Origin of the sequence: Synechococcus sp. BS56D, assembly GCF_004332405.1 — a bacterium.
In the GTDB taxonomy this organism is placed as follows: domain Bacteria; phylum Cyanobacteriota; class Cyanobacteriia; order PCC-6307; family Cyanobiaceae; genus Synechococcus_C.
Genome location: NZ_PHQU01000006.1, coordinates 260370 through 267734 on the forward strand (window position 1 = coordinate 260370; position 7365 = coordinate 267734).

The window sequence follows — 7365 nt, forward strand, 5'->3', positions numbered from 1 at the left end:
AGCATTCCCCTGGGACGCCCTCAGGCGTCGACTGTCTCTTGGTCGTTGTTGCGGGTTGGAATGGCCAGGGGGCGGCGGATGGGCAGGTTCGCCACGAGCGCGGTCACCCGGTCTTCGGTCTCCAGGCTTACGTCGCCATGATCCAGGTCGATTTCTACGTACTTCGCCACGACCTCAAGGATCTCTTTGCGCATCTGCTCCAGAAGTTCGGGGCTGAGATCGCTGCGATCGTGGGCAAGCACCAGCTGCAAACGTTCCCGTGCTGTGGTGGCACTGGCTGGCTGGCGTCCGAGCAGTTTGTCGAGGATGTCGCGCAGGGTCATCGCTTCAGAAAATCTTCTTTTGCATCAGCCGGCGCACCTTGGCGCGTAGCCCACGTCCTTCTTTTGCAGGGTCGATGAGAGGAACGTCCTCTCCCTGCAAGCGGCGTGCAATGTTGGCGTAAGCACGGGCTGCAGGTGAGCCGCCACCGTTCAGGGTGAGTGGTTCACCCCGGTTTGTGCTCACGATCACCTGTTCATCCTCCAGCACCAGTCCCAGCAGGGGGAGGGCGAGGATGTCGGTGACATCATCAACCGCCAGCATTTCTTGGTTCGCCATCATTTTTGGCCGCACTCGATTGAGAACCAGCTGCACCGGCGAAACCCCTCTGGTGTTGAGAAGCCCGATCACCCGGTCGGCGTCGCGAACTGCTGAAACCTCAGGAGTGGTAATCACGATGGCCTCGCGGGCTGCAGCGGCTGCATTCTTGAATCCGTCCTCGATCCCGGCAGGACAGTCGATCAGCACGTAGTCGAACTGTTTTTGAAGCATGCTCACGATGGATTGCATGTCTTCGGGTTTGAGCCACTCGAGCATGCGGGGATTGCCCGCCGGAAGCAGGGCGAGGTTGGGCTCTTGCTTGTGGCGTACGAGGGCTTGTTCGAGCCGGCAGGTCTGAGCCAGAACCTCCTGCGCTGTGTAGACGATTCTGTTTTCGAGGCCCAGCAGAAGATCGAGGTTGCGAAGGCCAAAATCGGCATCCAGTACAACGGTTTTCTGACCTTGCCTGGCCAGGGCAATGCCCAGATTGGCTGTGAGGGTCGTTTTGCCGACACCGCCTTTGCCAGAGCAGATCAGGATCGTTCGCGAGGTTGGCGCCACGGGGTCCCGGGAAGTCAGGGCAGCCTAAAGGGGGTGAGTCATTCAGGCCAGGGAATCGTCCCGCTCTGTTGCAGGAACGATCGGGGGCAGTGGCTGGGCGGCTTCAATCACGATTTCTCCATTCACGATGCGGGCTTGCTCCGCAAAGCCAGGTTGAGGCTGCTCGTCCGGTCCACGGGCAACGCAATCAGCGATCCGCAGTTGCAGTGGCCGCAACTGGAGCGCCACGATCTTGGCCTCGCTGTTGCCTAGGCAGCCTGCATGGGCAACGCCCCTCAGTCGCCCCCAGACCAGAACATCACCAGCTGCTGACACGCGGGCGCCAGGGTTCACATCACCGACCAGTAGAAGGTGGCCCTGGGCGTTGACGTGATCCCCAGACCTCAAGGTGCCCTGATGGAGCCGCAGGCCTGCTGCAGCGTCAGCTACGGGCTTGATCTGCAGGTGTTCCATCCGCAGGCGGGCCTGTAGGCCAAGGGCATTGGCACTGATGACCGTTTCACTTCTGCAGGCTTCCAGGCCGTTGATCGAGAGTCCTTCCCGTTCCAGGGTGTCGATTAGATGTTGAAGGTCTCGCACGTTGAGAGGCCAGGTTCCGCAATCGAGATCCACGGGCCCTGGCGGACAGTTGGCGAGTAGATCAGGCAGTGCTTCCTGCCAGTCACGCTCCAGGAAGGGGGGAAGCCGAAGTCGGTAAGTCACGTCCTCCTGGGATCTGGCTTCAAAAAGCGGCTCAGGCATGGGCAAACGCTAGGCGCCGAAGCCATGGGTGCCCAGGTGGCTGCGAAGCTCTGTTTCGATCTCCCGAGGGTGGATGAGCCAGGCGCTTGCGGCTGGCGTGGTCAGACTTTGTACAAGAGGTGATTCCTGCTCGAGGGCAAGTAAGCGCTGGCCATCCCAGAGACGTAGCCCGCCTCGGTAGGGGTGATACCCCCGCAGTTGCTGATGACGGAGTCCGCAGCAGGTTTCCGCATCCATGCCCTGCTGCTCAGAAAGGCGTCTGGCGAGAGCAAGGGCCTCCAGCTGCTGTTCGCTGGTCAGATGCTCGACGGCACTGGCCTTGAGGAGCTGTCGATCGAGAAAGCGTTGGCAGAGGTTGGCCAGAGGCGCTGGGCCGTCCTCCGCCCAGCGCAGTAGGTGGTACCCGGTCCGTAGATCGTCATTGGCGAGGAACGCGTTGAGATCCAACTGTTTGGGCGACCACAGCCACCGCTTCAAAACCGCATCGCACCAGACATCCCCGGGGCCGAGCTGTCGGGCGATGCGGATCACCTGTTCCAGAAGCCAGTTGCAAACCACATTGAGTCGATGGCTGTAAACACTGCGGTACATCAGATTGCGCACAACGAGGTAGTGCTCCACTGCCATCAGCCCCTTCGGATGGATGGCCAGTTCACCATCAGGTGCCAGGGTGAGCGCCGAAAGGATTCGCTCCAGATCGAGTTGTCCGTAGCGGGTTCCAGTGCTGTAGCTGTCGCGCAGTAGATAGTCCAGACGGTCGCAATCCAATTGGCTGCTGACGAGCGCTTTGATCACGCTGCGTTCAGCCTTGTCATGCCCCAGCAGGTTGGCCACAGCATCAGCCGTGCCAGCGCTGTGGGCATCGAGCAACGGGCGGATCTGGGGGTGCTCACGCACGAGTCGCGCTGACCACTGCTCGTGATGCAGACCGAACATCTCCTCGCCGGTATGACTGAGCGGTCCATGGCCCAGATCATGGAGAAGTGCCGCGGCATACAGGGTGCCGCGATGGCATTCCAGGGTGGGGTCTTTGGACACCAGCCGATCAAGGGCCTGGCGCGCCAGATGAAAAACCCCAAGGGAATGGGTGAAACGACTCGATTCAGCACCGTGAAAGGTGAGAAAGGCGGGACCCAGTTGTCGGATACGACGTAGGCGTTGGAATGGTTGGCTGTCGACGAGGGCCATGACCATGGCCTCAGCGGGCCGGCTGGCATCGAGCCGGATGCTGCGATGGAGGGGGTCGTGGAATGTTCGGCTGCTCATGGCTGCGGGTCGGGTTCCGGGTCCGCGGAGGCCGTTCTGCGATCCAGTAGCGATTCCATAAACCGTTCGGCATCCAGGAGCCAGCGATCTCCTTCGCCTCCAGGATTCAAGGGCTCTGGCTGATCCAGCAGGCGATCTGGCTCCAGTCCTTGACCCTGGATGTCCCGGCCGCTTGGTGTGACGTAGCCCGCCACAGTGATGGCCAGACCGCTGCCATCACTGAGATTGGTCAGGGTCTGGATCAGTCCTTTGCCAAAGGTTCGGCTTCCGAGCAGCTGGGAGCGCCCGTCGTCTTGGAGGGCACCCGCCAGAATTTCACTCGCGCTGGCCGTCCCTTGATTGACAAGGGTGACCATCGGCCCGCTGTAAATCTCCCCCTGACCAGCCTGAATGGGATCGGCGATTCCATCTCGGTTGCGGGTTTCCACGATCGGCTGATTGCTGAGGAAGGCATCTGCCACGCTCAAACCAGCACTGACAAGCCCTCCGGAGTTGTTGCGAAGGTCGAGCACCAGGCCCTCAATTCCCTTCTCGGAGAGCTCTCGTAGTGCTTCCTGCACTTGGTCTGGCACACCATCGCTGAATTGGGTGATCCGCAGGTATCCAAGCGTGTGACTGTCGCTGCGTAGGCGCCTTGTACGCACTGGCCTGAGATCCACATACCGACGCTCGAGCGTTACTTCGCTCTGGGTGTCATCCGCTGACAGCAAGGTGAGCACCACCTGGGTTCCTGCCTCGCCGCGAAGGCGGGCAGCCGTGGCTTCGAGCCCAAGGCTTTCTGTGGTTTCTCCATTCACGGCCAGCACCAACGTGCCACTGACCAGGCCTGCATCAGCCGCGGGTGAGCCCTCTAGGGCCGCGATCACCACGATCTTGCCGTCATCACTGCGGTGCCCAAGTTGCAGCCCTACTCCGCTGAGGCTGCCTTCGTTACTGGCCTTCATGACGTCGTAGTCCGCTGGCCGCAACAGTCGGGTGTAGGGATCGCCGATCGGCGCGAGCATGGCATCGATGGCGTCATAGGCCTGGCCACTGGATTCGATGGATCCCTCTAGGGCTTTCTGGCGCAGCCTTCGCCAGTGGATGGCATCGAAGCGCGACGGGTCGACATAGCTCTGGTTCACCAGCTTCCAGCTCTCCACCACGAGCTGCTGCGCATCGTTGAGCGCTAGGGCTTGAGGGGCGATGGCGAGGGCGATCACGAGCAGGCTGATCAGCCCACAAGCCAGTCGCCGCAATTGGTTTGCCAGGTCGTTAACAGTCGGCAACATTGGCTTCATCCCGGACGCGATCGCTGGAACGTGTTCAGTAGACTCTCGCAATCCAAGCCCACCTCTGCATGGCGAACTCCTCACCCGTCTACGACTGGTTCCAGGAACGTCTTGAAATCCAAGACATCGCTGATGACATCAGCAGCAAGTACGTCCCACCCCACGTCAACATCTTTTATTGCCTGGGCGGGATCACCCTGGTCTGTTTCCTGATTCAGTTCGCGACTGGGTTCGCGATGACCTTCTATTACAAGCCGACGGTGGCAGAGGCCTACAGCTCGGTTCAGTACCTGATGACCGACGTCAGCTTCGGATGGTTGATCCGCTCGGTTCATCGCTGGAGCGCTTCCATGATGGTGCTGATGCTGATTCTTCACGTGTTCCGCGTGTACCTCACCGGGGGGTTCAAGCGTCCCCGTGAGCTCACCTGGGTGACGGGCGTCACCATGGCCGTGATCACCGTGTCCTTCGGTGTGACTGGCTACTCACTCCCCTGGGATCAGGTTGGTTACTGGGCTGTGAAGATCGTGTCTGGCGTTCCCGCCGCCATTCCTGTGGTCGGCGATTTCATGGTTGAGCTGCTTCGCGGTGGTGAGAGCGTTGGTCAGTCCACCTTGACCCGCTTCTACAGCCTCCACACGTTTGTGATGCCCTGGCTGCTGGCCGTGTTCATGCTCATGCACTTCCTGATGATTCGGAAGCAGGGCATCTCCGGTCCCTTGTGATCCATTTCATTCGCTTCACATCCTGAAGCGGATACCGAACAGCTTTTTCTACCGTTCGTACAACCCCGTCCTGCATCATGCACATCCTCAAGAAGCCGGATCTCACCGATCCAAAGCTGCGGGCCAAGCTGGCCAAGGGCATGGGCCACAACTATTACGGTGAGCCTGCCTGGCCCAACGATCTCCTCTACATCTTCCCGGTTGTGATTCTGGGAACCATTGCCTGTGTGGTGGGCCTCGCCGTTCTTGATCCGGCCATGCTCGGCGACAAGGCTGATCCCTTTGCTACCCCTCTCGAAATTCTTCCTGAGTGGTACCTCTACCCCGTGTTCCAGATTCTGCGGGTTGTCCCCAACAAGCTTCTCGGTATCGCTCTGCAGACGCTTGTTCCTCTGGGCCTGATGCTGGTTCCCTTCATTGAGAGCTTCAACAAGTTCCAGAACCCCTTCCGCCGTCCAGTGGCGATGGCCGTTTTCCTCTTCGGAACTCTCACGACCATCTACCTGGGTATTGGTGCTGCACTCCCGATCGACAAGTCTCTGACCCTCGGTCTCTTCTGAGCAACGTCCTGCTCTTTCAGGAATGAAACCCGGCCTCTGGCCGGGTTTTTTTATGGCTGATCGTCCAGACTCAGGATGTCGACATCGTCAGGGTTGACCCTCAGCATGTGATGCAGGAGTAAGAATCCGACGATCGTCCAGGTTTGGTAGGTGCGGGACTGTTGTCCTACCCAGGTCCCTGTTGGCCCATCGAAGTATTCGGCCCATTGCTGACGGGGCAGTTGGTTGAGATGACTCCAGTAGCTCTCTTCAAGAAGAGCCTTCATTTGGCCCATGAGCAGAACGTCGGCGTGTGGGTTTCGCCGCTCATGCAGAAGGATGGAAGCACCGAAAAACCAGAGAAGGCTTGGCCAGTGCCCACCGTTGTGGTAGCTCCATGGCCAGTTTTTGGGGTCTGAGCCAGTTTTGTTCTGCCATTCGAGACCGTCCATCGGCGGATGGCATATGCGCATGGGCATCTGGGCCATCAGATCGTCACGGTTGTGCAAGACCAGGCGGAATAGCGCCCGCTGCTGGGGGCTGGTCAGCAAGCCGAAGAGACAGGCCAGTGAATTTCCCAGGCTGTAGAAGCGAAAGTCGGGTCTGCCGGTTCGCATGTTGCCAATCAGATAGCCGCCGCGGTTTTCCAGCCAGTCCTGCAACCAGTCGGGGATGACCTGGGGCTGAACGTTGAATTCGTTCTGGTGCTGGTTCTCCCCGTACTGTTCCGTGGGCCGTCGTCGAAGCACTTGCATCGTCTTGCTGGTGACCCAGTAGTGCTTCAAGAGGAAGCCGCGCAGGTCATGCACCCATTGCCTCGTGAGCACCAGGCGCTGATCGAGCAGCCTGCTGTTGTGCTGACTTCTGCAGAGTTCCATGAGGTGGATGCAGCTGCGAAGCGAGCCATAGAGCAGCACCTCCACTTCGAGTGGTGCGCCCCACACGTCCATTGGACGATCAATCATGAACGCGCAGTCCGGCACGAAGAGCACGGGGGTGCCCTCGAAGGTTGGATGCAGGACCAGATCAAGCAGCAGCTGGATCCCCCGCTGCACTTTTTGGCTGGCGCCGAAACTGTGATCGCCGCTGTGTTTGACGTAGAGCCAGCAGATCACTGGCCACCAGAGGCTCGCATCGACGGATGTGATCCTTCCGATCGATCGTTGTCCGTAGTCGGCGATCAGCTCCTGGTTTTCCTCCACGAAACTGGTGGGGAAAACACCGCGGGTCTGGTAGGTGGTGCTCTGAAGATCCAGGCACACACTCAGGAACTGCTTCACCACATCGAAGCGGCGCTGGGTTAGCAGGTAAACCATCACCGGCACGTTGTCGCGCAGGAAGATCTCTCCGTAGTTGAGAGCTCCGTCGGAGCTGGGGTGCTCCAGTGCCGCCACGCTTCCCGCCAGTGCACCACCAACGGAAATCAGGGTGCGTTCGAAATGCTCCCTTGCCTTCTCGACGACTTGGTCTTCCTTGGAGCTGGGTCGCACACGCTGGTGCTGCTGGCTGAATCGACCTGCCATGGTTCGTTGCTCAGGAGATCCTGATCAGACCGTAGTGATTGCAAGCGTTTTGGCCAGTGGAAGCAAGTCTGGAGATCTGGAGACGCCCCTGAGGTTGCGCGTAGGGGAGTTAGTGGGTTATGTTTTTGGACTGCGCAGGAAGCCGAAGGGCGGAAGG

8 protein-coding genes are annotated in these 7365 nt (G+C 59.7%); 2 read left to right on the forward strand and 6 right to left on the reverse strand.

The window, feature by feature from the left end; all coding sequences use genetic code 11:
* Positions 1-20: 20 nt before the first annotated feature.
* From minE to ctpZ, 5 genes are read right to left on the reverse strand one after another with little or no spacing between them, the layout of a single operon-like run.
* Positions 21-323, reverse strand: a complete 303-nt coding sequence (gene minE, locus CWE17_RS10835) for a cell division topological specificity factor MinE (protein ID WP_131457056.1) — start codon at positions 321-323, stop codon at positions 21-23.
* A 4-nt stretch (positions 324-327) separates the two neighbouring features.
* Positions 328-1143, reverse strand: coding sequence for a septum site-determining protein MinD (minD, locus tag CWE17_RS10840; RefSeq protein WP_131457058.1), 816 nt, complete (start codon positions 1141-1143; stop codon positions 328-330).
* 42 nt (positions 1144-1185) lie between these two features.
* Entirely contained in the window at positions 1186-1884 is a 699-nt protein-coding gene (gene minC / locus CWE17_RS10845) for a septum site-determining protein MinC (protein WP_131457060.1), read from the reverse strand.
* Between the two features lie 9 nt (positions 1885-1893).
* Complete coding sequence (locus CWE17_RS10850) at positions 1894-3150, reverse strand: HD domain-containing protein (RefSeq protein ID WP_131457062.1); 1257 nt, start codon at positions 3148-3150, stop codon at positions 1894-1896.
* Complete coding sequence (gene ctpZ, locus CWE17_RS10855; protein ID WP_370318303.1) at positions 3147-4421, reverse strand: carboxyl-terminal processing protease CtpZ; 1275 nt, start codon at positions 4419-4421, stop codon at positions 3147-3149. The genes CWE17_RS10850 and ctpZ overlap by 4 nt, the downstream gene beginning before the upstream one ends.
* A 68-nt stretch (positions 4422-4489) precedes the next feature.
* Between ctpZ and petB the strand changes: the two genes are divergently transcribed.
* Both petB and petD read left to right on the forward strand, forming a co-directional pair.
* Positions 4490-5146, forward strand: coding sequence for a cytochrome b6 (gene petB, locus CWE17_RS10860; RefSeq protein ID WP_006042106.1), 657 nt, complete (start codon positions 4490-4492; stop codon positions 5144-5146).
* Positions 5147-5223: 77 nt separating this feature from the next.
* The gene (gene petD, locus CWE17_RS10865; RefSeq protein ID WP_131457066.1) at positions 5224-5706 is read left to right on the forward strand and encodes a cytochrome b6-f complex subunit IV; all 483 of its coding nucleotides are present in this window, start codon (positions 5224-5226) and stop codon (positions 5704-5706) included.
* A 50-nt stretch (positions 5707-5756) separates the two neighbouring features.
* On the opposite strand, the gene CWE17_RS10870 is transcribed toward petD, so the two are convergent.
* On the reverse strand, positions 5757-7208 hold the full coding sequence (locus CWE17_RS10870) for a glycoside hydrolase 100 family protein (RefSeq protein ID WP_131457068.1): 1452 nt from the start codon (positions 7206-7208) through the stop codon (positions 5757-5759).
* Between the last annotated feature and the right edge of the window lie 157 nt (positions 7209-7365).

What these genes read in the sequence shown, in the direction of transcription:
- minE (WP_131457056.1), bottom strand. Translation starts at nt 323, where the DNA reads ATGACCCTGCGCGACATCCTCGACAAACTGCTCGGACGCCAGCCAGCC.
- minC (WP_131457060.1), bottom strand. Translation starts at nt 1,884, where the DNA reads ATGCCTGAGCCGCTTTTTGAAGCCAGATCCCAGGAGGACGTGACTTAC.
- CWE17_RS10850 (WP_131457062.1), bottom strand. Translation starts at nt 3,150, where the DNA reads ATGAGCAGCCGAACATTCCACGACCCCCTCCATCGCAGCATCCGGCTC.
- petB (WP_006042106.1), top strand. Translation starts at nt 4,490, where the DNA reads ATGGCGAACTCCTCACCCGTCTACGACTGGTTCCAGGAACGTCTTGAA.
- CWE17_RS10870 (WP_131457068.1), bottom strand. Translation starts at nt 7,208, where the DNA reads ATGGCAGGTCGATTCAGCCAGCAGCACCAGCGTGTGCGACCCAGCTCC.
- petD (WP_131457066.1), top strand. Translation starts at nt 5,224, where the DNA reads ATGCACATCCTCAAGAAGCCGGATCTCACCGATCCAAAGCTGCGGGCC.
- ctpZ (WP_370318303.1), bottom strand. Translation starts at nt 4,421, where the DNA reads ATGTTGCCGACTGTTAACGACCTGGCAAACCAATTGCGGCGACTGGCT.